Genomic DNA, 23,565 nt, shown 5'->3' on the forward strand with positions numbered 1-23,565 from the left:
ACAGGAGACATTCATGAACGACTTTCTGCTCATCCCGTCCGTGGTAGCCCTCGGCATCGTCGGCTTCCTGATCGCCACCCGGGCCGTCAGCACCCCCGCCGTCCTCGGCGTCGCCCTCGTGGTGCTGCTCGGTGCCTGCTCCCAGGCCAGACGGAACGCCCATCCGAGGACCACGACACCCAAGAAGCGGAGGCACCACCCATGAGCACATCCACGACGTCCGGCATCGTCGACGACATCGGCTACGGCCGGCAGTTCGACGGCTGGTACCACCGCCTCTTCCCCGACGACGCGTCGGTCGTCGCCGAGGTGGACCTGCTCGCCTCGCTCCACCCCGACCCCGCCTCGGGGACGGTCGAGTTCGGCGTCGGCAACGGGCGCGTCGCCCTGCCGCTCTCCCGCCGGGTCGGCCCGATCACCGGCGTCGACTCCTCACCGGAGATGCTCGACCTGCTGCGCCGGGACCTCGCCGAGGACACGCCCGTGCAGCCCGTGCACGCCGACATCCGCGCCTACACCGCCGACGGCACCGTGGGGCTGGTGTACGCGATCTGCGCCACGCTCTCCATGCTGCTGACCCCCGAGGACCAGCGGCAGGCCGTGCGGCGCGCGGCCGACCTGCTCGCCCCCGGCGGCCGGCTGGTGGTGGAGACGCACAACAAGGCGGCCATCATCGCCCTGCACGAGGGCAGCGCCCGCGCCACGTACTTCTCGCCCTACCCGGAGCCGGGCACCGGTCTGCAGAGCCACTCCGTCCTCCTGCCGGAGGGATCCCTGTGGCACCTCTCCCACGTGTGGTACGAGTCCGACGGCACCACCCGGGTCGGCACCGAGGTCTCCCGGCTGACCGCCCCGGAGGAGTTCGACGCCTACGCCCGCGACGCCGGCCTGGAACCCGAGCACCGCCTCGGCGACTGGCCCGCCGACGCGGCCCCGTACGGCCCGGACTCGCCGCTGGCCATCTGCACCTACGTCAAGCCCGGCCCGTAGGGGGGCGGGGCCCGTCACTCCGGGCCGGGACCTCCTCGGAGCCGGGCCTCGTCACTCCGGTACGGACCGTGGGGCGAGGGACCGCGCCGAGGGTCCCGGGCGGGTGCGGGCCTCCCGAGGCGTCAACGGTCCGTGCCCCTCCTCGCAGAGGACCACCGCCCGCACGGGGTCGCCGCAGTCGGCGTGGCTCACCTCCAGGGGCGGCCCCTCGGGGTCGGCGGTGTACCGGTCGCCCCACTGCTTGAGGGCGATCATCGCGGGCCAGAGGTCCCAGCCCTTGCGGGTGAGCCGGTACTCGCGCCGGGTGCGGCTGCCGGGCTCACGGTAGGCGGCGGTCTCCAGGATCCCGGCCGCGACCAGCTTGCGCAGCCGGTCCGCGAGTACGGCCTCGGACAGCCCGACGTGCCGCCGGAAGTCGTCGAAACGCCGTACGCCGTTCATGGCGTCCCGCACCAGCAGCAACGACCATTTCTCGCCGACCAGGTCCAGTGTCCGGTGGACCGTGCAGTTCTCCGCGCTCGTCTCCAGCCACCTCATGGGCCCATCCTAGGCTGGCTTCGTCATTGACAGCCAGATGCGCGCGCGGCTAGCTTCACCGAGAGAAGCCAGCTATTCCGGGAGTGGGCATGCGCAGGTCACGTACGTACGAGTGGGAGGACCCCACCCGTTCCGCCCGAGCCGTCGGTGAGCACAGCGGCCTGGGGTTCTTCCGGGAGATGCAGGCCGGGCGGCTGCCCGGGCCGCCGGTGGCCGCCGCCCTGGGATTCACCCTGGAGGAGGTCGAGCACGGCCGGGCCGTCTTCGTCCTGGTGCCGGGCGAGGAGCACTACAACCCGATCGGCAGCGTGCACGGCGGCGTGTACGCCACGCTCCTGGACTCGGCGGCCGGCTGCGCCGTGCAGTCCACGCTGCCGCAGGGCATGGGATACACCTCGATCGACCTGAACCTGAAGTTCCTGCGCCCGATCACCATCGACACCGGCAAGGTCCGCGCGATCGGCACCGTCCTCAACAGCGGCCGCCGTACCGCCCTTGCCCAGGCGGAGCTCCGTGACTCCGAGGACCGGCTGCTGGCCCACGCCACCAGCAGCTGCATGCTCTTCGCCGTCCCGTCCCCCACCTGACCACCCGCGCGCTCCCCGGGCAGGCCCCGTCCGGCCCCGAATCCCGCTGCGCCTACGCTCGTTCGCATGGTTGCGCATCGGATGATCGAAGCGAACGGAGTACGACTGCACATCGCCGAGCACGGCACCGGTCCCCTCGTGGTGCTCCTGCACGGCTTTCCCGAGTCCTGGCACTCCTGGCGCCACCAGTTCGAGCCGCTCGCCGCGGCGGGCTTCCGCGCCGTCGCCCCCGACCAGCGCGGGTACGGGCGCAGCGACCGGCCCGACGCCGTCGACGCCTACACCATCCTCCATCTGGTCGGCGACGTCGTCGCGCTGATCCGGGCCCTCGGCGAGGAGAGGGCGTACGTCGTGGGGCACGACTGGGGCGCGCCGGTCGCCTGGCACACCGCCCTGCTGCGGCCCGACATGGTCCTCGGGGTGGCCGGCCTGAGCGTGCCGCCGCCCTTCCGGGGGAAGCAGCCGCCGCTGGTGACCGCCGAGGAGAGGTTCGGCGGCCGCTTCTACTGGAACTACTTCAACCGCCCGGGTGTCGCCGACGCCGAGTTCGCCGCGGACACCCGCACCACCCTACGGAAGATCTTCTACTGGGCCTCCGGCGAGGCTCCCGTCACGGCCGAGGACAGGCAGCCCCTGGTCGACCCCGAGCGGGGCTGGCTCACGACCCTGCCGGACCCCGAGGTGCTGCCGGAGTGGTTCGGCGAGGACGACCTCGACGTCCTCACCGAGGGTTTCTCCCCGGGCTTCACCGGAGCCCTCAACTGGTACCGCAACCTCGACCGCAACTGGGAGCTGACGGCGCCCTGGCACCACGCCGTCGTGACCCCGCCCGCGCTGTACGTCTACGGCGACCGCGATCTGGTCCCCGCGTTCCCCGGCACACCCGAACTCATCGCGGCCCTGCCGGACCTGATGCCCAACCTGCGGGGCGCGCCCGTGCGGTTGCCCGGCTGCGGCCACTGGACACAGCAGGAACGCCCGGACGAGGTGAACACGGCGCTCATCGACTTCCTGACGACCTGCCCCCGCCCTGCCTGAGCGACGACGAACACCGCTCGCTGACTCGGCCCGCACGGCGGCTACCTTTGCGCCGGGCCCGCCTGCCCCCGGGGGTCGGTGAGTTCCGTGTACTCGCGGGTGCCGAAGCGGAGGAAGGTCTCCAGGGCCTCGGTGCGTGCGGTCTCGGCGGCCTCGGTGTCGCCCCGACGGCGGTGCAGGTCCGCGAGGTCGCGGTCGGTGCGGGCGCGGAACAGGTCCAGCCGCAGTGCGGACCACTGGTCGCGGGCGGCGGTGAGGTGGGCCAGCGCCTCGTCCAACCGGCCGGCCGCCAGGTGCAGTTCGCCGATCGTACGGGTCACCAGGGCGGCGCCGAAGCGGTCGCCGAAGGCGGTGCACACACCGAGGGCCTCCCGGAGGAGGTCGGCGGCCTCGTCGTACCGGTGCTGGCGGATCCGGATCTTGCCCAGGCACTGCAGGCCGTAGGCGAGGAACAGACGGTCGTCGTCGGCGCGGAAGACGGCGACCGACTCGTGGGCCAGCCCTTCCGCCTCGGTGAGCGCGCCGCCGGCCCGGTGCCCCATGGCGAGCGAGCGCAGCGTCTTGCCCTCGCCGCGCCGGTCACCGGCCGCGCGGTAGGCGGCCAGGGCGGTTCGCAGGGCGTCCTCGGCCTCGGTGAGCGCGCCGACCTCGCGGTGGATGTAGCCGATGCCGTACGCGCATTCGGCGAGCCCGGCGGCGTCGTCGAGGCGGGTGCAGATCGTGTCGGCCTCTTCGAGGAGCTTCAACGCCTCGGGAAAACGGCCCTGTTCGCGATGGGCGGATGCCTCGCCGATCAGACAGTCGGCCTGACCGCGAGGCTCGTCCAGGTCACGGAAGACCTCCAGCGCGGCGTGGTAGAACTCGGCCGCGTCGTCCAACCGGTCCTGGTTATAACGGAGTTGGCCGAGACCCCGCAGCAGGGTCGCTTCACCGGGGCGGTCGCCGGCCGACCGGGCGGCGCGGAGCGCGTGGTCATGGGTGCGCCACCACGCGTCGAAGGTGTTGCGGAGCCGGAACCAGTCGAACAGGGCCGTGGTCAGCTCGCGTGCGAGGGTGTGCAGGCCCAGGTCGGCCGCGCGTTCGACGGTCTGCACGAGGAGCCACTGCTCCTGGTCCAGCCAGGCGTGGGCGTCGTCGGTGGGCGACGGGAGGACGGGAGCGGTCGCGGCGCGGCCGGACGTGGCGCCGTTCGAGTCGGTGGCACCCCGGGTGGCCGGGCGCAGGGCGGCGATGACGGTCAACAGGTGGCGGCCGAGCCGCTCCACGGTGTGCCGCTGGTCGTCCGGGGGTTCCTCCGCCCGGGCGCGTTCCCGGGCGAAGAGCTGGATGAGGTTGTGCATGCCGTAGCGGACCTGGCCGTCGGGGCTGATGCCGACGGGGTCCACGAGTTGGGCGTCGGCGAGCTGCTCGGCGTAGTAGTCGGCCTTCGCGTCCGTGACGTCGAGGAGCGAGGCGAGCAGCCAGGGCGAGAACTGGGCGGGGCCGACCACACCGAGGCGACGGAAGACGAGGCGGATGGGGTCGGGCAGCCGGGAGTAGCTCAGCTGGAGGCTCGCCCGGACCTCCAGGTCGCCGGCGACGAGTTCGTCGAGGCGGCGGTGCTCGTCGCGCAGCCGTACGGCGAGCACGCTGAGCGGCCAGCGCTGGCGGGCCGCGAGGCGGGCACCCACCGTGCGCAGGGCCAGCGGCAGTCCGCCGCACAGGTCGACGATCTCGGCCGCGGCAGCGGGCTCTTCGGCCACCCGATCGCCGCCGACGAGCCGGGCCAGCAGCCGGGTGGCGTCGTCGGGCTCCAGGACGTCGAGCCCCAGATTGCACTGGGACTCCAGGCCCACCAGGGCGGTACGGCTGGTCACCAGAGCCGCGCCGCCGCCGTGGGCCGGCAGCAGGGGCCGTACCTGGGCCTCCGTGGCAGCGTTGTCCAGGACCATCAGGACGCGGCGGCCGGTGAGCCGGCTGCGCAACAGGTTGCTGCGCTCCTCCAGGGTGTCGGGGAGCCGGGAGGCGGGCTCGCCGAGGGCCCGCAGGAACGCGCCGAGGATGTCGTGGGTCTCCGCCGTGTCGGCTCCGGCGCCCTTGCCGCGGAAGGCGGCGTAGAGCTGTCCGTCGGGGAAGTCGTCGCGGGCGGCGTGGGCGACGACGTTGGCCAGGGCCGTCTTGCCGCTGCCCGCCTTGCCGGTGACGAGGCAGGCCACGGCGCGGTCGGCCCCGCGGGCGGTCTCCAGGGCGAGACGGAGCTCCGCCGTCTCCTCGTCGCGTCCGACGAGCTCGCCGATCCTCGGGGGCAGCTGGCGGGGCGCGCCGTCCGACGGCACGGACCGCGAACCGGCATCGGCCCGGCCACCGGCCGCGCCCGCGTCCTCGGCACGATCACCGGCGCCGAGACCGCCGACATGCCCGGAACGGCCATCGACGTCGACGCCGCTCAGGTCCCGGGGACGACCTCCGACACCGCTCACGTCCTCCGGGCGACCACCGACACGATCACCGCTCACGTGCCGTGGACGAACGCCGGTGCCGACACCGCCTCCGTCCGCCACCGCCTCCGTCCGCACCCGTTCCGTTCCGCCCGGCGTCGGGCCGTCCCTCGTCCCAGCCATCGGGCGCACCCCGGTCCGCCCGGTCCGCCCCGTCGAGGCTGCCCGGGGTGCCGGTTCCGCGTGGGGGGTCGAGGGCCGGATCTGCGTTCAGGATGGCCTGGTGCATCCGGCGGAGTTCCGGGCCGGGGTCGACGCCGAGGTCGGAGCGGAGCACCTGGCGGGCCTGGCGGAACGCCTCCAGCGCGTCCGCCTGGCGGCCCAGCCGGTACAGGACGAGCATCTGGTGGGCGCGCAGTGTCTCGCGCAGCGGGTGGGCGGCGACGAGCTCGGCCAGTTCGGCGGCGAGCCGCCCGATCCGGTTGAGCCGCAGCTCGGCGCTGATCCGTTCCTCCAGAACGGTGAGCCGGTGTTCTTCGAGGCTGTCGGCGGACCGCCGGAGCACGGGGGTGTCCAGGCCGTCCAGCGCGGGTCCTCGCCAGATGGCCAGCGCGGCCCCCAGGGTCTCGGCCGCCCGGGCGTGCTCACCCGCCGTCGCCGCCGCGCGTCCCTCGGCGGCGAGTGCCTCGAACCGGCCGAGGTCGATGTCCTCGGGCGCGACGTCGACGAGATAGCCGGGGGCCCGGGTGACGATGAGCTGCCGGCCGTCCACGTGCAGGGCGCGGCGGAGGTTGGAGACGTACGTCTGGAGAAGTCCGGAGGCGGTCGTGGGCGGGTCCTCGCCCCAGACGGCGTCCACCAGGTTCGCCGCCGACACGACCCGGCCCGCCCGCAGCAGCCCGGCGACGAGCAGGGACATCGGTTTGCCCGCCGTGAGGCGGAGCTGTCGGCCGTCGAGCCACACTTCCGGCGTGCCGAGTAATCGGAACTCCACTGCGTCCCCCGTGAGCGCACCATGCCGAGCAGAGGTGGGAAACCAGTTTCCGGAAGTGCCCGGTGGTTGGCAAGGCGTTCGGGAAGTGTCGGGGTGTCAGTGGGGACGTTCGTGGTCGGTACGTCGGGTGCGTCCGTCAAGTCGCTTGTGACAGAGGCCCGTTGACGGCGTACGCGGCGCCCGTGACGACCGCCCAGTACCGGTCGCCGTACGACCAGTGCCACCACTCGGTGGGGTAGTTGACGAACCCGGCGGTGGTCAGGGCGTCCACCAGGACCCGCCGGTGCGCGCGTCCCTCGTCGTGCACGTTGCCCGCGTCGGTGTAGCAGGCGCCGTCGCTCTCCTCCGGGGAGGCGTACACCTCGGTGCCCATCCAGCACAGGTCGCCGTCGGGGCCGCGCAGGGTGACGTCGACGGCGCCGCCGGTGGTGTGGGGGGCGACCTCGGGCGGGGACACGTAGCGGACGGCCGCGTCGTGGACCTGCCGTGCCGACCAGGTCGGCCTGCGGGCCCCGAGGAGGGCGGTGTGCTCGTCGAAGTACCGTCGCTGGAGCTCCGGCGAGCGGTATCCCTCCACGACCACCAGCCGGTATCCGGCGGGCAGTGCGCGGGTCGCGGTCCGCAGCCGCTCGCGCACCCCGGTGCGCACGCGGGCGTAGTGACCGCCGGCGTCGGCCTGCCGGCCGTCCACCTCCAGCCAGGGCACCGGGCGCAGGTCCACCAGGGGCTCACCGCAGTCCTTGACCGGCATGGTCGCGATCCGCTCGTCGTCGATCAGCACCAGGGTGCTCACGGCCGTCCTCTCCTCACGCGTCTTGACGTACTCCGTACACGGTGGCGGGCGACGCTTCACGATCGCTTCAGTTCCGCTGCAGCAGGTGAGCCGGGCTGCGGGGGCGGAGGACTCGCACGCCGGGCGGCGGGCCCTCCGGGAGGGTCCGCCGCCATGGGGTGGCCGAGTAGCCGGTGTCGGGTCGGGGTTCAGGGGGTGAGGGTGGCCTGGTGCAGGCCGCCGTCGGGCGTGGTGGAGGCGGCGACGCCGATGATGCCGCCGTGACCGTCGGACATCCGGGCCCCGCTCCAGGAGGCGTCGGCGGAGCGGAGGTTGTGGTACACCCGCCCGTTCAGCAGCGTCACCAGGTGCAGCTCACCACGCGGGCCACCGGCCACGGCGACATCACCGATCGCACCGTTGCCGTCCACCTGCACCGCACCCGTCCACGAACCGTCCGCATGACGGATGTTGAGGTACACCCGGCCACTCAACAGCGTCGCCACATGCAGATCACCGTTCGGCGTCGTCGCGGCAGCCACCTTCGCGATGCTCCCGTTCCCGTCCGCCTGCCGCGCACCACTCCACGAACCGTCCGCCGCACGGAGGTTGTGGTACACCCGACCGTTCAGCAGCGTCAGGACATGCAGGTCACCGTTGGGGCCGCCGGCCTCCGCGGTGTCGCCGATGCCGCCGTTGGGGTCGGCGACACTCGCTCCGCTCCAACTGCCGTCGTCGGAACGGAGGTTGTGGAACACCCGGCCCGTGGTGGGCGTGGCCGGGGCCCCGGACTCCAGCCCGGCGGGCTTCACATAGCCCGAGATGGGCAGGTCGTCCGTGCCCGAGACGGCGGTACGGGGGTTGACGGTCCGGCGGGCGACCTTGTCGCCGTAGTTGCCGTCGACCGTGGTGATCGTGCCGTTGTCGTGGACCGCGCTGACGATCGACACATGTCCGCCGGCGACCGCGGCGGGGGTGCCGTACACCACGATGTCGCCGGGCTCCGGGTTGCCGATGCCGCCCGCGGGCCGGGGGCTGAACTGTCCCCGTTCCTTGCCCCACAGCCCCACCCCACGGGCCACGGCGGTGTCGGGTACGTCGGCGACGCCCGCGGTGCGCCACACCCAGGAGGCGAAGTAGGCGCACCAGGCCACGCTGGTGCAGGGCCCGTACTTCTTGCACTGCCCGTTCGCCTCCGAGGCGCCGACCTCCGCTTCGGCGATCGCGGCGATCTGGGTGCGGGTGGCGGCGTGGCCGAGGCCGGCACCGGCCACCAGGGTGCCGGTGGCCACCGCCAGCACGACGGCGAGACTGAGCAGCAGGCGTACCGTCCGGACGAACAGGGGCACGGGGACGGGCACCGCTGTCGATGCGGGCACGGACGCGGATGCGGATACGGACGCGGATGTGAGCACGGAGGCGGACGCGGGTCCGGATGCGGTTGCGGGCTGCGAGCCCTGCGCTGTGGTCATGCACATGAGCCTCGACGAGCACCCTTCAGCGCGGGTGCAACAGCGCTGCACCGGCCTTGAGGCCACCTCCACGATCCCTGGAGCACGATCCCTGGAGCGGGTGGTGGAGCTTGCACGGCGCCCATGGGCGGTCAGACGACCGCCACGGCATAGCAGGCGAAGGCCCCCGCCAGGAGCGCGACCGCCGCTCGACGCGGCCCTCCGACACCGGTCCAGGGTGCCTCGAAGCGGTGGGTGAAGCGGCCCAGGACGAGCAGAGCGACCGCGATGAGGGGCAGCCAGGCGAGCCGGGCGAGTATCCAGGCGGTGGTGTCCGGGGACGTGGTGAGCCCGGCCACCGGGGCGCCGAGGAGCGAACCGGGTATCGCCAGCGTGAGCAGGGCCGTCTGGTGCCAGCAGAAGATGGTCATCGCGGAGAGGTTGACGGCCACCACCGCCGCCCACAGGTTGCGCCGGCGCCGCAGCAGCCCGTCGAGTCGGTCCCGCAGGAGGATCGCCGCCCCGCACTGCGCACAGGCAAGCGCGAGCACGAGCAGGGACGGCGGGTGGGAGTTGGTGCGGGCCGTGCCCGGCACGCCGACCATGCTCGCCGGGTAGTGGAGGACGAGGAGCAGCACGGCGAACAGCGCGCCGCCCCCGAGGAGCATCAGCCGGGCGCCGCGCCGCCCGAGTCGCCCTTCGCCCCAGCAGACGCCCAGTTGGTACGCGAACAGCCAGCCCGGCCCGAGGTTGAGCAGGCCCAGCCAGGACGGCATGGCGTCCGCCCAGGGGCCGTACCGCAGCAGGTCCACGACGGCGACCGAGGCGAGCAGCGGTACGGCGGTCCGTCCTCCCCAGGCCCGCGCGGCCCGCACGCACCACGGCGTGAGCGCTGTCACCAGCACGTATATGCCGACGAACCACAGCGGCTGCACGACCAGCACCGCCCCGGTGCGCAACGTCGTGGCCGGCACCCCGGCGGCGTACAGCATCGGCAGGAGCACGGCCCACACCGCCGCGACGCCGAGGACCGGACGGCCGAGACGGGCCAGCCGCCCGCGCAGCCACGCACCCGTCGACACCCCGCGTTCGGTGGAGCGGCGCAGGGACAGGGTGGCGGCGCAGCCGCCGACGAGGAAGAAGATGCCGAGCATCTGCAGCACCCAGCTGACCGGGGCGAGGAACCCGAAGGTGGCGAGGGGGCTGGTGTTGTGCAGCGCGCCGTCGGGGCCGAGGGCGAGTCCGCCGAGCATCCAGTGGCCCACGGGGACGGCGAGGAGGGCGAGGGCGCGCAGGCCGTCGAGGGCGCGGTCGCGGTGGACGGGTGTGCGGGCCTCGATACGGGCGACGGCGACGGAGAGGTCAGGCAAGGCCATGGCGGCAGTCCTTCGGGGCGGTGTCGCCGGTCGGGTGGGCGCAGGTGACGGCCCCGTAGGCGCCGACGGCGATGTCGGCGTAGTTGCTCAGGGACGCGGTGCCGGGGGCGAAGTAGCCGGTGTGGCCCTCGGCCCGGTCGGAGGCGACGACCCGGGCCCCGAAGCCGGGGGCGGCCGGGTCCGCGCCGTGGCCGAGTCCGAACAGCTCGACGGGCGGGATCCGGCTGATCCAGTCGGTCGCGTTCCGGGCGGTGGCCCACAGCCGGGCCCGGGCCCCGACCGGCACCTGGCCGGCGTGTTCGAGGCGCATACCGGGCGACGCCACCACCACGAGGTCGGAGACCTGCCGTCCGGTCAGCCGGTGGGCGGCGGCGCCGCACAGCACCGAGCCGTAGCTGTGGCAGAACACCGAGGGCGGGGCCACCGGACGGGTCGTCGCGGCCAGTCCGTCGAGGAAGCGCAGGAGCCGGGGCGCGCCCTCTTCCGCGAGGTGCCCGGTGGCGGCGTCCCAGCCGACTCCGACCGGGGTCGTGTAGCCGACCCACACGATCACCGCGGGGCGGTCCTCGGGGGAACGCCGGGTCATCTCGGCGCGCAGGTCGCGGGCCATGCCGGCCGCGACGTCGTACGAGGCCAGGTCCGTGTCGGAGCCCGGCACGACGACCGCCACGCGGCGGGCGGTCCGCAGGTCGCCGTACACCTCGGCGACCTGCCCCCGGCCGCGCGGGTCGAAGGCGAGGACGCGGCGCCCCGGGGTGAGGAGTCCGTCGTACGTCGCCGCCCGCGCCCGGGCCTCGCGGCGGGCGCCCTCGGGCTGCTCCGGGTCCGCGGCGCGGGCCAGTTCGCGGTCGCGTCCGGCGGTGAAGGCGCGGGCGTTGGCCGCGTAGCGGAGCTCGGGCGGGGCTCCGTCGAGGCCGCCCACGACGAGCGGGTGACGCTCGGCGAGTGCGGTCCGCTGTGCCGCCGTCAGTCCGGCGAAGAACCGGGCGACCTGTTCGGGCGTGGCCGACGCGGGGTCCGGCAGTGGCCTGCCGAGCAGCCGGTCGGCCGTCCACGCCGCCGTACCGGGAGGCGGGCCCGTGACGGCGGTCTGTACGTCGCCCGCCGCCCAGCCCGCCGTCCCCGCGACCGTCGCCAGCACCAGCGCGCAGGCGGTCAGCGTGCGCTTGAAACGCCTCATGGTGTGTCTCCCCGATTCCCCGTCGTGCTTCCGTTGGCGTGGTGGGCGGAAGGTAGGAAGCGGGGTGGTCGGCGGGCGTCACACCGGGGAGCCAACCTCGGCGTAGCACCCCGGTAGGGGGGTGCCGGCCGGACCTCCTCAGCGCAGCGTGAAGAAGATCATCGGGTTGTCGTCGCTCTCCCGGACGGGGTGACCGAGCGCGAGGGACCTCTTGATGTCGTTCAGCCGGTCGTGGATCTCGGGAGCGTGCGCTCGGGACGCGGTGAAGGGGACGTTCTCTCGTTCCGCGAGCCAGCGCAGCACCACCGCCCCCTCCGTGAACGGCAGCGCGCGGCGGCCGTGGAACACGTCGTGGACGCACACCGGTATGCCCGGTCGCAGCTGCGGGAACAGCTCACGGAGGTACCAGCGGGCGAAGCTCGCGGAGTGCGCCGCGTCGATGAACAGGAAGTCGGCGGTGGAGGCGGGGATCTTCTCCAGGTTCTCCCGGGCGTCCCCCTGGGTGAACGTCCAGCGGCCGGTGGAGAGGCTGTCGGGGACCTCCCGTACGACGTGGTCGACGATGTCGTACGAGTACAGGTGGCCGGTGCCGTTGTCGCGCAGCGCGCGCAGGATCCAGGTGGTGGACCAGCCGTGGAAGGTGCCGATCTCCACCACCGTCTCCGGCCGGGCCTCACGCAGGAGGAGATACGTGATCTCCGCCTCGATGTCGTCGAGTTGGGCCTTCATCGAGGTGGGCGGCGCGAGCAGGGCGCGCTGGCGTTCGCGGGCGCGGTCGAGGTCCTCGGCGAAGGTGCGGTAGAGGCGGCTGATGTGGTCGAGGTCGAGGGGCCGACCGTCGAGGGGCCCTCGCGCGGGCCCGCCGACGGGCCGGCCTTCGTGCGGGTGGTGGCCGACGTTCCTGTCGTGGCCGGGCTGGTGCATGCCTCACGCTCCTGCGAAACCGTTTCCGTGATCGGGACGCGGTGATGCTGGAGCGTGGGCGGCGGGCCGCACATCACACCCGGGTGCCAATCCTCGGATCACCCCCGGGTACGACACGCGGCCGGTCGGGCGGTCGGTCAGGCGGGCGAGGCCCCGGGTACGACGAGCCCCGACTCGTAGGCGAAGACGACGAGTTGGGCCCGGTCGCGGGCGCCGAGCTTGGCGAGCAGGCGGGTCATGTGCGTCTTGACGGTCTGCTCGGCCACCACCAGCCGCGCCGCGATCTCGGTGTTCGACAGACCCTGCGCCACCAGGGACAGCACCTCCGTCTCGCGGGGCGTGAGGCCGTTCAGGCGGAGCCGGGCGGCCCGGGGTTCGGCGGGGCGGCGGCGGGCCACGTCCTCGATGAGGCGACGGGTGACGGACGGCGCGAGGAGGGCGTCACCCGCGGCGATCACCCGTACCGCCTGCACGAGTTCGGCCACCGGCGCGTCCTTGAGCAGGAAGCCGCTGGCGCCGGCGTGCAGCGCCTCGTAGACGTAGTCGTCGATGTCGAAGGTGGTCAGCATGAGCACCCTGGGCCGGTGCACCACGCCGCGCGGCGGGTTCAGCAGCTGCCGGGTGGCCTCCAGCCCGTCCATCTCGGGCATCCGTATGTCCATCAGCACGACGTCGGGGTGGGTGCGTCGGCAGACCTCGACGCCGGTCCGGCCGTCGGGCGCGTCACCCACGACGTCTATGTCGCTCTGCGCGGACAGCAGCGCGGAGAACCCCGAGCGCACCATGTCCTGGTCGTCGACGACGACCACCCGCGTCACCGTGCTGTCTGCCATGCCATCCCGCTTTCTCCGGTACGCGCCGGTACGTGGTGATCAGTGGACGCCGAGGCCCGCCGCCGAGGCGAGCCACTGCGTGCCGATCAGCGCGGCCACGGCCAGCGTCGTGACCCGCGCCAGGTGCCGGTTGGTCCGCGCCTCGCGCCGTGGTGCCTTCGCCATCTCCGACTCCTCGCCGTCCTCGTCGGCCGCGCGCCGTCGCGGGGCCCGGCGGTCCAATCTGCTGCCCCGGGGCACAGCACCGCCTCGGCCGAACGGCCAGAAGCCGGGGGGCGGGACCGCCCTGCCCTGGCCGAATGGTGGAGACGGCGCCACCGGGGCGTCCGGCCCACCCCCGCCACCCGGCGGGTACGGGCCCGTCGGACAGCGGGACCGGCCGACGGGCCGACGGTGCCCGAGGTATCGCGCTCAACTGGCCCAGCACTACGCTCGGTCCACCACACCGGCGACGACACGCACCCTGACCGCGGACATCTGAGGGATCATCGAGAAAGCTCCGACCTGGCCGCACGCGGGTCGAAGGCCCGCCTACCTCACCGGGAGACTCACATGAAGATGCTGATCAACGTCTTGTAGTTTGGCGCGGCCGCAGGTCAGGACCATGCTGTGGGGCCGTTGGTCAGCAAACTCCCAGCATGAGTCAGGAGACGTGCACATTGGCGACCCAGCTCATACGCGGGATGGGCAGTTGCTTCAAGAACTGCGCCTGCGTTCGGCAGAATCGTTGCTCCCACCCCTACGCCATTCGCTACCGCGACGCCACTGGCCGCCAGCGCGAGGAGACAGGATACGCGACACAAGAGTCCGCACTCGACCGCCTGACCGAGGTGTACGGGGAGAAGCGAAGTACTCCACGCGCCCAGGCCGACCTCAAGCGGGAGATTGGGAAGCAGCGCTTCGGGCAGTACGTCCTGAGCTGGCTTACCAGGCAGCGCCATTACGCACCCGGCAGCGTCCGCTCGGTCAACCAGGTCCTCAACAGCCAAATTCTGCCGGTCCTGGAGTCACGACGCATGAATACGTTCACGTCGACGGTGGTCGAAGACTTCATCATGTCGATGGAGCAACGTTCCGTCGGGCTGGCTGCACAGCAGAACGCATTCGACACCCTCAAGAAGGTCCTCCTCGACGCACGTCGCCGTGGCGGTCTGCCTGAGGACCCATTCGAAGGGGTCGTTCCGCCCGAATACATCCCTCGGAAAATCACCATCCCGACGCTGGACGAGATCCACGCTCTCAAGGCAGCCGCGACTGACGAGCTGCGCGTCGTCATCGACCTCATGTCCGGATGTGGGCTCCGGAACGGGGAAGCCTACGCCGCCAATATGGAACGGATGGTCGCGGACGACGTCTACCGGATCACAGAACAGATCGAAGGAAACACACGCCAGCGGGCACGCCTCAAGCATCGCAAGCTCGGAGAGTTCCGGGAGACCCCTATGCCATCGACTGTCCGCGATTGCCTCCTCCGCTACGAGGAAGAACACGGCGTCAGTCCGCACGGATACCTCCTCCGAACCCAACGATCAGCGCACTGGGCGCACACGACCCTCCAATACCAGTGGGGCGCTGCCAGGAAGCGGGCAGGCATCACAAAGAAGCTCACTCCTTACTCCATGCGACACTTCTTCGCGTCCAACTGCTTGGCCAGAGGAATACCCATCACAGACGTCGCCGAATGGATGGGTCACAAGAGCATCAACATGACGTTCCGGATCTATCGCCACCTCATGCCAGCGTCGATCGGACGCGCTGCAAAGCTCCTGGACGAGGGGTTGTAGAACGAAGGGGGCCGGGAGAATTCCCGGCCCCCTTTACGAGACTTTCTGCTGCTGTGCCCAGTTGTCCAGATCCGTGACCTTGAACTTGAGGCTTCCGCCGAAGTAGTACCGAGGCAACCCATGGCGCCGGGACTCCCGGTACATCCAACGCCGACTCATACCGAGGTACGTTGCGGCTTCATCGACTCCCAGGTATGGGCAGCCGGCACCCCCGCCGCGCGTACCACGGACCGGCTGTCCGCTCACGCCGGGTTCCTCTCACCAGCGGCCTCTGCAGCGCTCAGCGTGCCCGGGAGGAGGCGCGCGGCCCTTCGAAACTCGAGTCGGAGCAACTTCTTCACATGCGCCTCCGACACCTTGAGGACTTTGGCCACCCGTGCAGCTGACGTTCCGGAGCTGGCAGCTCGCCGGATCAGCTCCTTCTGCTCTGCCCTGCTGAGATGCACATCCCTTCCCGAGAGCGCCGCCGAGACACGTGCTGGCTCGCACCGGAGCTCAAAGCGGTGCCTGGCGGCCCTACGCTCGTCCTCCGTCAAACCGCCTCGAATACCGTTCGTATCGCCACACTCCAGCGCAGCTTCAAGGCAGGTCGTCACGACCTGGCAGGACGAGCAGATCGCTTTCGCCAGGGCAACGCGTTGCTCATCAGCAAGTCCGACTGGGAAGAAGAGATCGGGGTCCCTCGCTACTTCGACGGCCACGGCGCATGCTGCACGTTCCCTCCAGGTTTGGTCTCCTCTGACCCGGGAGCTGGTGCGCTCTTCGTCCATCTCTGGTACTTCCTGTTCGACGCGTGCTCTGAATCTGAGGGCCGCAGGCGCCCCGCCAGATGTACAAAGCATCCGAACAAGTGCCGGTTTCCCTAACCGGGCATCGTCGGCTATGTTGCCGCCCCCAGCGTCACGTGCGCAGCACTGCGTACCCAACCGGAGCCTGGCTCGCCTTCAGCCTGCGCCCGTTAGCCGCGCTCGCCGCCGGCGCTCTGGGCAGCCTGCTCGGCCTGTGCAGCGTGGTAGAGAAGCCGTCGGCGGCCTCTCGGCCCGGCAGCGAGACCTGGGCCCAGGCGTACTCGCGCAACCCGTGGATGCGGGCGAGGAGGTGCGCGGTGGGGGTGAGGAAGACGGGGGCGCAGGGCAGGTCACAGGTGATGATCACCGGACGCTCGCGGCGGCGGTCTGCCAAGACGCCAGCGTGGAGGGACAGCAGCAAGGGTGAGAGTTTGGAAGCGAAGGCGATCAGCGCGACGTTGAAGGTGGAGGCGTGCAGTTCGACAACGGCCAGGACGGACACCGCGATCATCGCTGGTGCCGGTACGCTGCTGACGGCGACGTTCCTTGTCCTCGGCATGCTTGCGAGCCCTGTCGGCGGCCTCGGCCTCGAACTGCGCGCGGGCGGCCTGTAGTTTCGCCAAGCGCTTCTCCCGCCGGTCCAGCTCGGCGGGCAGGTCCATCTCCTTGCCGTCCACGCCGAGGATGTGGTCCTCGGCTTCATCGGTGGCCTCCGCGTCGGCCAGCAGGGCCTGGGCCTTGGCTTCCAGCTGGGCAATCTCGGCCTCGACGCATTCTTCATGGGATCGTCACTGACTTCGGCACCATTCGCTACCACTTCTGCGCCGCGCCTGGCGAACCGGTTGGCAGCCGCCGGGCGGGCCGGGGGCAGCCAAGTTCGGTGCGTGGGGCGGGTTGCGTGCCCAGCGCTTGAGGTCACCGATGTGATAGAAGGTTCGGCGCCGCGCTTGGCCGCGAAGTGGGGAGAACTCGGGTCGTGGGAGCGGGGGCAGCGCAGGGCGGCGAGGGTGATCTCCGGCAGGTGGCGTTCGTGGCCTCTCGCAATCCTCCCCGCCTGATCGCCAGCCGCTGCGGTACGGCCTCTCTCGGGCGGCAGGCGCCCACCTCACCCTTTATCGTCACAATGACATTAATCGTGCTAAGGTGGTCCTACGAGATCAACTGCTGACACCGCGTTGGTCATTCGTCGGGTCTCATGGTGCTGAACGGAGAACTGCCATGGCCGCTGCCGCCCCCTCACCGACTGCAAGCCCTGTTTCTCACGCAGGCCCCCTGCTCACCCCGGCCGGTACCGCGCTTGCCCCGCAGGTGGCGCTCGCCACGAGCATGCACGCCAGCCCTGGCGTCTACGCACTACTGCTCGGCTCCGGCGTCTCGACCGGCGCTGGCGTCAAAACCGGCTGGGGCATCGTGCAAGACCTCGTCCGCCGCGCCGCCGCCGCGCAGGACGCGGACAACCTGTCTGCGAGCGATGGGGCTGCGCGTGATCCCGAAGCATGGTGGAGGGAGCACTGTGACGGTGAGCTGGGCTACTCCGACCTTCTGGGTATGCTCGCTCCCGCTCCCATCTCCTTGCGCGGTACTTCGAAGCCGATGACGACGATCGGCAAGCAGGCCTCAGACTGCCAGGCGCGGCACACAAGGCGATCGCGCAGCTGGTGCTGCGCGGCAGCGTTCGGGTGATTCTTACGACAAACTTCGACAAGCTCACAGAACACGCCCTGCAGGACGTCGGGATCTCTCCCCAGGTCATCCACCAGCCCGCCCAGTTCACGGCCGCCACGCCGCTGGTCCACAGCCGCGTCACCGTCATCAAACTGCACGGCGACTACCTGGACCTGGACTCACGCAACACCGTCGACGAACTGTCCGTATATCCCCGATGAGCAGCAGCAGTTCCTCGACCGTGTCCTGGACGATTACGGCCTGATCGTGTGCGGCTGGTCCGCCGATTGGGACCACGCCCTGGTCAAGGCGATCGAAGGCACGCGTTCCCGCCGCTACCCCTTGTTCTGGTCCCACTACGGCGCCCTCGGCAACACTGCGGCCCAGCTCACGGCCCAGCACCAGGCCACTCTCATCCCTCGTATGAGCGCCGACGAGTTCTTCCCTGATCTCCTCCAGCGTCTCGAAGCCCTCGACCGCCTCGCTGCCGCACCCGTCACTCGCGATATCGCCGTGGCCCGCCTCAAGCGCGCCCTGCCCGACCCCATCCGTCGCATCGAGCTGTCCGATATGATCGACCAGACCACCACGCAGATCCTCGACCGAGCGACCCCGAGCAACTATCCGCTCGCCAACACCTCATATGTCGACAGCGTCCGCATGTACCGCGCCGACAGCGACGTCCTGCTCCACCTCCTGGCCAACGGGGTCTACCACGACGACGGCACTCACGACGCCTTGTGGCTCCGCGCCCTTGAACGCCTCACCCGCATTCGCAGCAGCTTCTCCGGGGGCTTCAACCCGAACCTGGAGGCTCTACGGCACTACCCGGCCCTCCTCGCGACGTGGACCATGGGCGTGGCCGCAGTCGTCGCCCGCCGGGAAGAGGTCGTGGCCGGCCTTATGGCCAGGCCGAAATGGACCACGCGCACGGGCAAGACGGAATCGCAGGCTCCCTCCGTGTATCTCCACCCCTGGCGGGTCCTGCCCGGCGAGCTGCGCGAAGTGTGCCCGCCCGAGCCCGGGAGGAAGTGGCTGTACCCCCAGAGCCGCCTGCTGCGGCAGGAGGTACGTGATCCAATCCGGCCCATCGAACCGGACGACACGGCCTACAAGGCCGCCTGCAGCCGCTTTGAATTCCTCGCGTCCATGATCGCCATGGACGATGACGATGAGTACCGTCGCGACCCCTGGCCCGGCGAATTCCTCACAGGTGAGTACTGGGGTCACGACAGCGGCGTAGCCAGGACCATCGAGCAAGAGCTGACCCCCGCCTGGCCCCTGCTGCAAGCAGGCGCGTTCAGCGGCGACCTTGACCGGGCGAAGGCGGCTTACACCCGCCTCATCGAATGGCGAGCACAAAACCACCGAGGTTTCTAGCGCCCCTCGGTTCCGCCCGGTCACCGCGCCGGACCGTCCGGGGCAGCGCAATCGCCGATGTCGACCGCACCGGCTGTGGCCAGCGTGCGCCGTCGCCGGTGCTGCGGCTCTCAGAACGTTGTGGCGGTCGGATCCTGCCGAAATCCGGTGGCGATCTCATGGTGGCGTGCGAGCACCGTGTTCGGGCCAACGCGGAGACGCGGTCGGGATCCAGGCTGCGGCAAGCAGCCGTTCTCACCAGCAGCATGGGCTGCTACGTGGTAGCCGAGGTGATTCTCTCAAACGCCCATCTCAAGTAAGGACACCGGGCCATTGGCCTTGTCGGCGGTAGCGGTGGGACGGTTGACGTCGAGTCGGATGGGGTCGTAACCGCCGACCTCCAGCGCATCCTCGGCGTACGGCAAACCGCTGAGTAGGCTCCGGCGGCATAGCCCCGCCCCCGTAGACCACTTTCCATCCCCCAGCAGCGGCCCGGCCTCCTCCTTCCCCTCCGGGGCCGGGCCGCTGCCATACGCTGAAGGCCCAGTCGGCTGTCACAACTCAGGCAGGACGACCGGGCGACGCCTTCGGGACGCGGCCGTCAGTTCACGGTCATCGACCACGCGCCGCGCGAGAGGGTGAGGGTGCCGTCCGGGTCGACCCGGGCCTGCGCCCCGTAGACCGGCAACGCGCCCTCGCGGTTGAGCCGGTGCCGGATCCGCTCCAGCTCGTCCCACAGGCGCCTCGGGCCGCTCTGATGGACTGTGGGCGAGTCGAGGAACCCGGATGCTGTGGCGCGAGCCCATGACCCGTCGGGGTGGAGCAGCCACACCGTGCGGGTTTCGCCGTCCTGGGTGTGCCGGTAGTCGATGCCGGGGAGGTTCAGTGCGAGCATCGACATGACGTCCCAGGCGTCCGGGGGGTACAGCAGTGGGTACCGGCTGGTGGAGGTCGCCTCGCCCTCCCCTTCCATCGCTCCCTTCCAGACGTCGTCCGCTGGGTGCTCGTAGTCGGCGCCGTGCCGGGTGGGCATGAATCCCGCCCGGTCCCACTCGATTCGCCCGACGGCGCCGCCGTCCTCGGTCTTGTCCGCGGTGAGGATCAGGCCCGTGCCGGCGAGCGTCGTCACGAACCGTCCGCCTCGCCGGAGCGCCTGGAGCCAGGACACCGGCACGCGCCGTACGGACACCGTGGCCACTATCCGGTCGTACTCGCCGGGCAGTGGGCCGGTGATGTCGCAGACCTCGACGCGCGGGCGCTCGCCCATCAGGCTCAGCCGGTCCTGGGCGATGTTCACCAGCCACTCATCGACGTCGACGCTCGTGACGTGGTCGCTGCCGAGCCGAGCACAGGCGAGAGCGGTCCCGTAGCCGGTGCCCGTGGTGACCAGGATCTGATTGTCGTCGGCGATCATCGCGTGCCGGTACATCCGGACGACGAGGCTGGGCAGCGTCGAGGAGGACGTGGGCGTGCCGTCGCTGATGATGCCGATGCCTTCGATGCCGGCGACGTCGGCGTGACAGGTATCGACGCGGGTGACCAGTGTCGTGTCCGTGTAGACGTTCTTCAGCCAGGCGTCGGGGTTGCTCTGGCCATCCCGCAGGATCCAGGCGTCGCCGTCCGCTTCCCACCACCGAGGGACGTATGTGTGTCGCGGCACTGTGGCCACGGCGGAGTGCCAGCGCGATTCCGGCCGTACGACCTCGCGGGCTAGGCGCTGTGCATGCGGTAGCCATTCCATGGCTTGCGGCCTTCCTTTCCTCAGTCGTAGGCCGGGTCGCAGGCCTCGGTGTTCGCCGGGTCGCAGTCGTTGGAGTCGGCCGGCGTACAGTCCGACGAGGCGGTCCGTCGCGGGATGCTCGCCGCGGTGTCCGCCCATAGCTGCCCGCCGAACACCTCAGCGAGTCCATCGGTCTTCGCGTTTCCCGTCTGGAGGAACCGGCCCAGCACGCAGGGGGTCACTGTGCCGTCGGTCATGACCGCAGCCCGCCCATCCGCGCAGCCACCGCACAAGTCGTCGACGCTCGGGATGTGGACCTCGCCCCGGCCGACGCTGCGAACGCGGTCCGTGTTCACCCTACGCACGCCGAGCCCAAGCAGCTCCTCGCGGGCCTCCGCGGTGCGCTGCCCCTCGAACACCTCGACGATGCCGACCTGCAAGGGGATCCCGCGCTCCACGGCCTGGACGATGTTCGCGCGGGTCGCCGCGTGTGAGCCCCTCCGGGCGGTCACCCGCTCGTGCTCCTCCGCCACGTCGCTGTAGTACGAGGTGGCCAGGGACACCTTCGGGTGCTGGAACAGCTCCCAGTGCTCGTGCTTCACCCGGTACAGGTTGCTGTAGACCTGGACGCCGAGGCCTTCGGCCAGGGCGCGGTGCACGAGGGCCTCGAAGTCGGGGTGCATCGTCGGCTCACCGCCGATGAACTGTACTTTCTTTACGCCGATGGCTGCCGCATCGCTGATGAGCCGCTTCCAGTCGTCGCCGGTCATCTCGCCGTGCCCCTCGGTGGGGCCGGCCTTGGCGTAGCACAGCGAGGGGCAGGTGAGCTGGCAGCGCTGGGTGAGCTCCAACTCGAGGAATTCCGGAACCGTCGCTCGTGCGGGAGCCTCGGGTGCGAGCGTCATGTGCGTCTCCTTCGTAGGTAGAGACTTCCAGTGGGCCCGGTGCGAGGAGCGGGATATGTGCCGTGAGAGATCACAGCGGGGGTCTCCCCCTCGCCCCGGGGTTCTTGCCTGCCCGATGGCCGGGGCCGGACGGCACCCGGGCACCGGGCAGAGTCTTCGGCCGGGCCGGGTCAGCCTCCTGCCGACGGCCGGTCTGCTGCACCTCTCCTTCGTGGAGTCCGCAGCTGAGCAGTGCCGGCGACCTCCGCGACGGCGAGGGACCCGGCCCACAGGCGCGACAGGGCGGCCGGGGCCATCCAGTTGGCCAGAACGGTGAGGTCGAACGACAGGTGTCCGATCATGAGGGGAGCTACGCCCCCGTACCGCCGGACCACGACGGGCAAATAGTTCGGCGCCATCACGCGCTCGCCGCCTCTCGCGTGGTCGAGCCCGCTTGCAGCTCGTCCAGGTCGACGACCGTGACGTCCGTGAGGGTGGCCGCCAGTTGAGTGCCGACCATCCACCTCATACGCCAGTCGCCCTTGAACACCACCGTCTTCTTCGCGGCCAGGACGGGCAGAGGCCCCGGCCCGCGCCTGTAGAGACTGCCGTACACGCCATCTACGACGGCCGTTCTGGCACGGACGGCCACGACGTTGTCGCGAAGGTGCGGGCACAGGCGCGCGGCTACAGAGGCGTGCGCGCGGCACAGCGGCGGATGCGTCGTGACCTCGCGCTCGGGCCAGCCCTCCACGCCCCGGTAGTCCTCCAGCAACCAGAGCCGGCCCTGCGCGTTCACGTCCGAAGGACGGTTGCACACCTGGCACAGGAACAGCCGCATCGCGCGCTTCTGCCGGGGAGCGTGCACGACATCGAACAGGGCCTCCCCCACGCCCCGCCGCAACGCCCACCGCTTCCACAATGCTCCGGCCTTGTCACGGCCCTGGGCGTTTCCGTTGACGCCGATCGCGTCCTCGAAGGCGATGCCGTCGGATGCCTGCACGATGCGCGGCTGCGGCAGGCGCTCGCCGGTCCACGCGGCGATCTCAGGGACGGGCAGGCCTTTGTACGTAAGCTGTTCGGGCATGTCTCTCTCGCGGTGACCGGGTAGTGGGAGTGGAAGGGCTGACTGAGTGAGCCGAGGGGGAGGGCGTGTCACGAGAGGGCATCTCCCATCAGGTCGATGAGCGTGAGCACGGCCAGGGCGAAGCGGCGGAGGTGGCCGTCGACGTACTCCGGGCGGGGATGCTCGGCGCTCAGGATGACCAGGCAGGTGACCTCATCGACGGGGTACGGCGTCACGAGGTGCGGCACGTACTGGACCAGTTTCGCGGTCGCTTCCTCGAACCGCCGTGCGATGGCGGCTGCTTGGCGCGGGGTGGGGTTGGCGTGCTCGCCGAGCACGGCCTCCAAGTCCTCGAACATCTGCTGATCGATGAACTCACCGGCCAGGGAGCGGAGGAGGGCGGCGTGGGCTGCTGCGAGGGTCTCGTGATCATTGCGCCATCGAAGGTTGGGTAGCGAGGCGACGATGTCAGCGTCGGCGGTTGCTGCGACCATCGGGAACCTCTGGGGGGATGGGGAGTTCGGGCATGTGTCTCTCGCAGTTGGCAGGGGGCGTCGGCCGCGCGCCCTGGGGAGGACCACACGCGGCCGACGCGGTCTATGGGGTGGCGGCGAGCACGCCGTTCACCGCTCCCTCACGGAGAGCTGTCCGGCGTGATCGGCTCCGGATTGGCGAGCCTGCTCAGGGGGGTCGTCCACTCTCTGCCCCCGCCCTCCGGCAGCAGCCAGGCCACGGGCGTTGGCTCCTCGCCGTCCGGGGCGACGGCTCGCAGACGTCCCCGGCGGCCGGTCGCGGTGTCCTCGACCATCCGGCCGAGCCAGGGGTGATCACGATGCTGGAGGTCGGTGGTCTTCACCTGCCCTCACCGCCGCTCGTCCGCAACGGCTCCCAGGAGTACCGCACCTGTACGCCGTGGTCCTGGAGCCACTGGACCTCGCGCTGCCGCAGGTCGTGTGCGGCGTCGGGGGCGATGGCCGAGGGCCACCGGACGATCACCACTGCGACCGCGGCGGTCTCCGCCAGCTCCCGCACGCGCATCCAGCCCTCGCGGCACTGCGGGTCGGGCTCCCCGAACGGGTCGCTGATGACCTCCGCTACCCGCAGGCCGCGCTCCTCCGCCAGGGCGCGGCCCTCCTCTTCCGCTCTCTTGGCGGCCAGGCCGGGGACGTACGTTCCCCGCTCAACGCACACGTACAGAAC

The 23,565-nt window shown here is 71.0% G+C and carries 27 protein-coding genes and 1 pseudogene; 8 read left to right on the forward strand and 20 right to left on the reverse strand.

The features are described 5' to 3' along the window. Nucleotides 1–13: 13 nt before the first annotated feature. Entirely contained in the window at nt 14–205 is a 192-nt protein-coding gene (locus L3078_RS03250) for a hypothetical protein (RefSeq protein ID WP_215452168.1), read from the forward strand. Further along, nucleotides 202–990 (forward strand): class I SAM-dependent methyltransferase, encoded by a 789-nt coding sequence (locus L3078_RS03255; protein WP_239750552.1) that lies wholly within the window; start codon nt 202–204, stop codon nt 988–990. Before L3078_RS03250 ends, L3078_RS03255 begins: the two co-directional genes overlap by 4 nt. Before the next feature lie 51 nt (nt 991–1,041). Here L3078_RS03255 and L3078_RS03260 read toward each other — a convergent pair whose 3' ends face one another. Continuing rightward, nucleotides 1,042–1,527 carry a winged helix-turn-helix transcriptional regulator gene (locus L3078_RS03260; RefSeq protein WP_239750553.1) on the reverse strand — a complete coding sequence of 162 codons (486 nt, stop codon included), beginning with the start codon at nt 1,525–1,527 and terminating at the stop codon, nt 1,042–1,044. An 89-nt stretch (nt 1,528–1,616) separates the two neighbouring features. On the opposite strand from L3078_RS03260, the gene L3078_RS03265 reads away from it, so the two are divergent. Further along, complete coding sequence (locus L3078_RS03265; RefSeq protein WP_239750554.1) at nt 1,617–2,114, forward strand: PaaI family thioesterase; 498 nt, start codon at nt 1,617–1,619, stop codon at nt 2,112–2,114. A 66-nt stretch (nt 2,115–2,180) separates the two neighbouring features. Continuing rightward, the gene (locus L3078_RS03270) at nt 2,181–3,152 is read left to right on the forward strand and encodes an alpha/beta fold hydrolase (protein WP_239750555.1); all 972 of its coding nucleotides are present in this window, start codon (nt 2,181–2,183) and stop codon (nt 3,150–3,152) included. Nucleotides 3,153–3,193: 41 nt separating this feature from the next. Here the strand turns inward: L3078_RS03270 and L3078_RS03275 are convergent, their stop codons facing one another. The 9 genes from L3078_RS03275 to L3078_RS44510 form a co-directional block, all read right to left on the reverse strand. Beyond that, entirely contained in the window at nt 3,194–5,611 is a 2,418-nt protein-coding gene (locus L3078_RS03275; RefSeq protein ID WP_239750557.1) for an ATP-binding protein, read from the reverse strand. A gap of 25 nt (nt 5,612–5,636) precedes the next feature. Next, a complete protein-coding gene (locus L3078_RS03280; RefSeq protein ID WP_239750558.1) occupies nt 5,637–6,563 on the reverse strand; it encodes an AfsR/SARP family transcriptional regulator in 927 nt (308 codons plus the stop codon). 136 nt (nt 6,564–6,699) lie between these two features. Beyond that, nucleotides 6,700–7,356, reverse strand: coding sequence for a M15 family metallopeptidase (locus tag L3078_RS03285; protein ID WP_239750559.1), 657 nt, complete (start codon nt 7,354–7,356; stop codon nt 6,700–6,702). Nucleotides 7,357–7,544: 188 nt separating this feature from the next. After that, entirely contained in the window at nt 7,545–8,684 is a 1,140-nt protein-coding gene (locus L3078_RS03290) for a CHAP domain-containing protein (RefSeq protein WP_239750560.1), read from the reverse strand. A 254-nt stretch (nt 8,685–8,938) separates the two neighbouring features. Next, nucleotides 8,939–10,162 (reverse strand): acyltransferase family protein, encoded by a 1,224-nt coding sequence (locus L3078_RS03295; RefSeq protein ID WP_239750561.1) that lies wholly within the window; start codon nt 10,160–10,162, stop codon nt 8,939–8,941. Then, on the reverse strand, nt 10,149–11,342 hold the full coding sequence (locus L3078_RS03300) for an alpha/beta hydrolase (protein WP_239750562.1): 1,194 nt from the start codon (nt 11,340–11,342) through the stop codon (nt 10,149–10,151). The genes L3078_RS03295 and L3078_RS03300 overlap by 14 nt, the downstream gene beginning before the upstream one ends. Before the next feature lie 138 nt (nt 11,343–11,480). Further along, on the reverse strand, nt 11,481–12,266 hold the full coding sequence (locus L3078_RS03305; protein ID WP_239750563.1) for a class I SAM-dependent methyltransferase: 786 nt from the start codon (nt 12,264–12,266) through the stop codon (nt 11,481–11,483). A gap of 137 nt (nt 12,267–12,403) precedes the next feature. After that, the gene (locus L3078_RS03310) at nt 12,404–13,099 is read right to left on the reverse strand and encodes a response regulator (RefSeq protein WP_239750564.1); all 696 of its coding nucleotides are present in this window, start codon (nt 13,097–13,099) and stop codon (nt 12,404–12,406) included. Between the two features lie 39 nt (nt 13,100–13,138). After that, nucleotides 13,139–13,264, reverse strand: a complete 126-nt coding sequence (locus L3078_RS44510; RefSeq protein ID WP_275593118.1) for a hypothetical protein — start codon at nt 13,262–13,264, stop codon at nt 13,139–13,141. A 473-nt stretch (nt 13,265–13,737) separates the two neighbouring features. On the opposite strand from L3078_RS44510, the gene L3078_RS03315 reads away from it, so the two are divergent. Beyond that, on the forward strand, nt 13,738–14,883 hold the full coding sequence (locus L3078_RS03315) for a tyrosine-type recombinase/integrase (protein ID WP_239750567.1): 1,146 nt from the start codon (nt 13,738–13,740) through the stop codon (nt 14,881–14,883). A 33-nt stretch (nt 14,884–14,916) separates the two neighbouring features. Here L3078_RS03315 and L3078_RS44875 read toward each other — a convergent pair whose 3' ends face one another. The 4 genes and pseudogenes from L3078_RS44875 to L3078_RS03335 form a co-directional block, all read right to left on the reverse strand. Next, nucleotides 14,917–15,129 carry a helix-turn-helix domain-containing protein gene (locus tag L3078_RS44875; RefSeq protein ID WP_420864032.1) on the reverse strand — a complete coding sequence of 71 codons (213 nt, stop codon included), beginning with the start codon at nt 15,127–15,129 and terminating at the stop codon, nt 14,917–14,919. Continuing rightward, nucleotides 15,126–15,653 (reverse strand): WhiB family transcriptional regulator, encoded by a 528-nt coding sequence (locus L3078_RS03320; protein ID WP_239750569.1) that lies wholly within the window; start codon nt 15,651–15,653, stop codon nt 15,126–15,128. Before L3078_RS03320 ends, L3078_RS44875 begins: the two co-directional genes overlap by 4 nt. 130 nt (nt 15,654–15,783) lie before the next feature. Beyond that, nucleotides 15,784–16,065, reverse strand: coding sequence for a hypothetical protein (locus L3078_RS03325; protein ID WP_239760745.1), 282 nt, complete (start codon nt 16,063–16,065; stop codon nt 15,784–15,786). Between the two features lie 103 nt (nt 16,066–16,168). Next, nucleotides 16,169–16,450 (reverse strand): annotated as a pseudogene (locus L3078_RS03335) (hypothetical protein); the annotation flags it as partial. Nucleotides 16,451–16,889: 439 nt separating this feature from the next. Between L3078_RS03335 and L3078_RS03340 the strand changes: the two are divergent. The 3 genes from L3078_RS03340 to L3078_RS03350 all read left to right on the forward strand — a co-directional run bounded on the left by L3078_RS03340 (nt 16,890) and on the right by L3078_RS03350 (nt 18,716). Beyond that, on the forward strand, nt 16,890–17,354 hold the full coding sequence (locus tag L3078_RS03340) for a hypothetical protein (protein ID WP_239750570.1): 465 nt from the start codon (nt 16,890–16,892) through the stop codon (nt 17,352–17,354). Next, nucleotides 17,351–17,557 (forward strand): SIR2 family protein, encoded by a 207-nt coding sequence (locus tag L3078_RS03345; RefSeq protein ID WP_239750571.1) that lies wholly within the window; start codon nt 17,351–17,353, stop codon nt 17,555–17,557. Before L3078_RS03340 ends, L3078_RS03345 begins: the two co-directional genes overlap by 4 nt. Nucleotides 17,558–17,759: 202 nt before the next feature. Then, on the forward strand, nt 17,760–18,716 hold the full coding sequence (locus L3078_RS03350; protein WP_239750572.1) for a hypothetical protein: 957 nt from the start codon (nt 17,760–17,762) through the stop codon (nt 18,714–18,716). A gap of 580 nt (nt 18,717–19,296) precedes the next feature. Here L3078_RS03350 and L3078_RS03355 read toward each other — a convergent pair. The 6 genes from L3078_RS03355 to L3078_RS03380 form a co-directional block, all read right to left on the reverse strand. Continuing rightward, nucleotides 19,297–20,436, reverse strand: coding sequence for a protein-L-isoaspartate O-methyltransferase family protein (locus L3078_RS03355; protein WP_239750573.1), 1,140 nt, complete (start codon nt 20,434–20,436; stop codon nt 19,297–19,299). A gap of 20 nt (nt 20,437–20,456) precedes the next feature. After that, nucleotides 20,457–21,320 carry a radical SAM protein gene (locus L3078_RS03360; protein WP_239750574.1) on the reverse strand — a complete coding sequence of 288 codons (864 nt, stop codon included), beginning with the start codon at nt 21,318–21,320 and terminating at the stop codon, nt 20,457–20,459. Between the two features lie 397 nt (nt 21,321–21,717). After that, nucleotides 21,718–22,386: a hypothetical protein gene (locus L3078_RS03365; RefSeq protein WP_239750576.1), complete on the reverse strand. Its 669-nt coding sequence runs from the start codon at nt 22,384–22,386 to the stop codon at nt 21,718–21,720. 68 nt (nt 22,387–22,454) lie between these two features. After that, a complete protein-coding gene (locus L3078_RS03370) occupies nt 22,455–22,859 on the reverse strand; it encodes a DUF6415 family natural product biosynthesis protein (RefSeq protein WP_239750580.1) in 405 nt (134 codons plus the stop codon). A gap of 140 nt (nt 22,860–22,999) precedes the next feature. Then, the gene (locus L3078_RS03375; RefSeq protein ID WP_239750581.1) at nt 23,000–23,221 is read right to left on the reverse strand and encodes a hypothetical protein; all 222 of its coding nucleotides are present in this window, start codon (nt 23,219–23,221) and stop codon (nt 23,000–23,002) included. Next, nucleotides 23,218–23,556, reverse strand: a complete 339-nt coding sequence (locus L3078_RS03380) for a hypothetical protein (protein WP_239750582.1) — start codon at nt 23,554–23,556, stop codon at nt 23,218–23,220. The genes L3078_RS03375 and L3078_RS03380 overlap by 4 nt, the downstream gene beginning before the upstream one ends. Nucleotides 23,557–23,565: the final 9 nt, after the last annotated feature.

Source organism: Streptomyces deccanensis (assembly GCF_022385335.1).
GTDB lineage: Bacteria > Actinomycetota > Actinomycetes > Streptomycetales > Streptomycetaceae > Streptomyces > Streptomyces deccanensis.

What these genes read in the sequence shown, in the direction of transcription:
- L3078_RS03250 (WP_215452168.1), top strand. Translation starts at nt 14, where the DNA reads ATGAACGACTTTCTGCTCATCCCGTCCGTGGTAGCCCTCGGCATCGTC.
- L3078_RS03255 (WP_239750552.1), top strand. Translation starts at nt 202, where the DNA reads ATGAGCACATCCACGACGTCCGGCATCGTCGACGACATCGGCTACGGC.
- L3078_RS03260 (WP_239750553.1), bottom strand. Translation starts at nt 1,527, where the DNA reads ATGAGGTGGCTGGAGACGAGCGCGGAGAACTGCACGGTCCACCGGACA.
- L3078_RS03265 (WP_239750554.1), top strand. Translation starts at nt 1,617, where the DNA reads ATGCGCAGGTCACGTACGTACGAGTGGGAGGACCCCACCCGTTCCGCC.
- L3078_RS03270 (WP_239750555.1), top strand. Translation starts at nt 2,181, where the DNA reads ATGGTTGCGCATCGGATGATCGAAGCGAACGGAGTACGACTGCACATC.
- L3078_RS03295 (WP_239750561.1), bottom strand. Translation starts at nt 10,162, where the DNA reads ATGGCCTTGCCTGACCTCTCCGTCGCCGTCGCCCGTATCGAGGCCCGC.
- L3078_RS03300 (WP_239750562.1), bottom strand. Translation starts at nt 11,342, where the DNA reads ATGAGGCGTTTCAAGCGCACGCTGACCGCCTGCGCGCTGGTGCTGGCG.
- L3078_RS03305 (WP_239750563.1), bottom strand. Translation starts at nt 12,266, where the DNA reads ATGCACCAGCCCGGCCACGACAGGAACGTCGGCCACCACCCGCACGAA.
- L3078_RS03310 (WP_239750564.1), bottom strand. Translation starts at nt 13,099, where the DNA reads ATGGCAGACAGCACGGTGACGCGGGTGGTCGTCGTCGACGACCAGGAC.
- L3078_RS44510 (WP_275593118.1), bottom strand. Translation starts at nt 13,264, where the DNA reads ATGGCGAAGGCACCACGGCGCGAGGCGCGGACCAACCGGCACCTGGCG.
- L3078_RS03315 (WP_239750567.1), top strand. Translation starts at nt 13,738, where the DNA reads ATGAGTCAGGAGACGTGCACATTGGCGACCCAGCTCATACGCGGGATG.
- L3078_RS03320 (WP_239750569.1), bottom strand. Translation starts at nt 15,653, where the DNA reads ATGGACGAAGAGCGCACCAGCTCCCGGGTCAGAGGAGACCAAACCTGG.
- L3078_RS03340 (WP_239750570.1), top strand. Translation starts at nt 16,890, where the DNA reads ATGGCCGCTGCCGCCCCCTCACCGACTGCAAGCCCTGTTTCTCACGCA.
- L3078_RS03350 (WP_239750572.1), top strand. Translation starts at nt 17,760, where the DNA reads ATGAGCGCCGACGAGTTCTTCCCTGATCTCCTCCAGCGTCTCGAAGCC.
- L3078_RS03355 (WP_239750573.1), bottom strand. Translation starts at nt 20,436, where the DNA reads ATGGAATGGCTACCGCATGCACAGCGCCTAGCCCGCGAGGTCGTACGG.
- L3078_RS03360 (WP_239750574.1), bottom strand. Translation starts at nt 21,320, where the DNA reads ATGACGCTCGCACCCGAGGCTCCCGCACGAGCGACGGTTCCGGAATTC.
- L3078_RS03365 (WP_239750576.1), bottom strand. Translation starts at nt 22,386, where the DNA reads ATGCCCGAACAGCTTACGTACAAAGGCCTGCCCGTCCCTGAGATCGCC.
- L3078_RS03370 (WP_239750580.1), bottom strand. Translation starts at nt 22,859, where the DNA reads ATGGTCGCAGCAACCGCCGACGCTGACATCGTCGCCTCGCTACCCAAC.